This window comes from Mesotoga infera (genome assembly GCA_011045915.1).
In the GTDB taxonomy this organism is placed as follows: Bacteria; Thermotogota; Thermotogae; order Petrotogales; family Kosmotogaceae; genus Mesotoga; species Mesotoga infera_D.
On the sequence record DSBT01000076.1, the window covers coordinates 1 to 2,419 of the forward strand.

2 protein-coding genes are annotated in these 2,419 nt (G+C 44.1%); one reads left to right on the top strand and one right to left on the bottom strand.

Annotation, left to right across the window (positions count from 1 at the left end):
• The first annotated feature begins 242 nt into the window (after positions 1–242).
• Positions 243–1,049 (top strand): protease complex subunit PrcB family protein, encoded by an 807-nt coding sequence (locus tag ENN47_02565; GenBank protein HDP77070.1) that lies wholly within the window; start codon positions 243–245, stop codon positions 1,047–1,049.
• Here ENN47_02565 and ENN47_02570 read toward each other — a convergent pair.
• Positions 1,024–2,382, bottom strand: a complete 1,359-nt coding sequence (locus tag ENN47_02570; protein HDP77071.1) for a deoxyribodipyrimidine photolyase — start codon at positions 2,380–2,382, stop codon at positions 1,024–1,026. The genes ENN47_02565 and ENN47_02570 overlap by 26 nt on opposite strands.
• Between the last annotated feature and the right edge of the window lie 37 nt (positions 2,383–2,419).

A 2,419-nucleotide genomic window follows, 5' to 3' on the forward strand; every position in this document is an offset into this window, starting at 1 on the left:
GCAGAGCCTAGAAGAAAAGCCATGAGTAGAACAAAAAGAAAACGCCTATTCATTAAAACACCTCCCCGTGGAATTGGAGCAGCTGCTCCTAATTACATGATACAACCTTTAACTTGAAATCGGAAGATTATTTTGGGTCGATAAAGACCATTGAAGGCCTTTCTTGCATCTAAAATGATGTACTATTAACTCATGCAAACAAATCAAAGCAATTGCAAGTCAAATTCTGGGGAGGTGGCCTAATGAAAAAGATAGTTATTGTCGTGTTAGCAATAGTTGTTTCCTATTCTTATCTGTCAGCATTTCACGTGAACTATACAGAGCTTGAGGCACCGGAATCTTTCGCTCTTGAGCAAAGCATAGGCAACAGAACAAAGAATGTCAGCTTCTCTGTGCTTTCTGGGAGAGATTCCGATACAGTCATTGTAATCATTTCCGGCTGGCTCTTTGATCCCGGAAACGATGTAAAAGAGCTGGAAGCCTCTATCCAGTTGATTAGCAAGGGAGAGTATTATGAGAGAAGAATAGCGATGGCTAGAGAAGGTATGTATTACGTGATAGACCCCTTCCTCCTTTCATTTGAAAGTGGGTATTCATTGGCAGTTATGGAGCTTAGAATAGACTATCACGGGCAGTTGGAGGTTGAAGTGAAAGAAATGAACTTTGAGAGCGTTTTCTTGCAGACAGACAGAAGGACCGATCCGGGGCTTCTACTTGGAGAGATTCGTGAACAAGTGTTCGTCGAGACCAGAACCATTAGTGGGGAAGCAATTGTAATAATTGAGGCCGGAGAGAAGCCCACAGGAGGATACGATATAGGAATTAGAAGCGTCCGCCTAATCGAAGACAATACTATCGAAGTCATTGCCGAACTGCATATGCCGGGAACCGGTGATTTTGTTACTCAGGCTTTCACATATCCTAATAAGGCAATCAAGATAATGGATCTACATGCCGGAGCTTACATGCTTTCAGTAAGACTGGAGTCACTCAAGGATGGGGAGTTGGTCGAGACCGCTCTGTTCAACTCAAGTTTCTCCGTCGAGTAATCATATCATTGATCTTTCGTGTATAAGCGTCGGCATCGAATTTTCTTTTCAATCCATTTGAGTTCATATACCTGACTTTCCCAAATACTGGGCGTTCGGGCCAAGCTCTATCATGTTTTCCGAAGCACCAGAGAATGCCGGCATAACCGTTGGGATCCCTGCCGTCGATTTCATATTTGTCGTTAAGTTGAATTGCCACGCGTATTGCAGTCTCTGGATCAGAGTTCCATTCAAGCAGCTTCTTTCCCCAGTACATTCTCATGTATCCATGCATCTTCCCATTTAGAACCATTTCACTTTGAGCGGCGTTCCAGTAGAAATCATCTGTTTCTCCTCTCTCAAGTTGCGACAGGGAATAAACTGGATCTCTTCTGTCATTTCTATGATCATTCAGGGTCTTCTGGGCCCAAGAGGGGAGCGATCTAAAGGAGTCGTAGTAAGCATTGTAGAAAGCAAAATTCATACTTAGTTCTCTCCTTACAATCAGCTCTTCGATGTAGGCATCTGTTCCTGGTAAATGAGACTCGAAGACTTTCCTGGTGATGTAGCATGGAGAAATTTGCCCGAAGTGGAGAAAAGGACTCATCTGCGACAGGCAATCACAGTTGGGATCATTTCTATCTTCCACAAACCTATCTATCTTCATTTCAATGAATCTTTGAAGCATTGCCTTTGCAGCTTCTTGGCCTCCGCGAAAATCGGTGACGATGGGCACACTCTGATCCACATCAGCAAGAGAGAGTTCGTCGAGATTGAGTGAACCTTCGAATTCAATTCTGGGGCTGCTAGATCTGAATTCTACGGGGGAAAAATCACTGACAAATTCCGGTACCAGTTCCATTACCTTCCGCCTGAAAGTGGCTGCGCTATATTCTTCTTTTGTACTGGCTGTCTCTACAGGGACAACAACATTAGTTTCAACTGCTAACACAGAGCACTTCACCAGACTCGCGAGCTCTCTTCTCCAAGCAATCTGGTGTCTGAGATACCCGACATCTGTGATGATTTCGGAACAGTCTTGCGATACAGAAGGCAATATATACGTGGGATCGCCCTTAAGGATGACGAATCGTATTCCGGAATTCTCCAGTCGATACTTGACATCTCTCAACCCATCAAGCATAAAGCTGAAGCTTCTTAGGTTAGCCGATGGGTAATCGACAACTATTATGAAAAGCACAACAAGAGGGACCCCGAGAGTCTTTGCTTCTTGCTTTGCAAACTCAAGTGCATGATTCTCATCTGTCCTTTGAGAGGCCTGCATCCAGTACAAAACGAACTCTCCGCTCCCACTGGTTTTTTCATTGAGCCTGTGAATCCTTTCTGTCTTCATTTCCCCGATCTTCCTTTACCCGAATCAGTTATCTCAA

Bases quoted from the DNA above. Each gene is read 5' to 3' on its own strand.
- ENN47_02565 (HDP77070.1), top strand. From the start codon at position 243: ATGAAAAAGATAGTTATTGTCGTGTTAGCAATAGTTGTTTCCTATTCT.
- ENN47_02570 (HDP77071.1), bottom strand. From the start codon at position 2,382: ATGAAGACAGAAAGGATTCACAGGCTCAATGAAAAAACCAGTGGGAGC.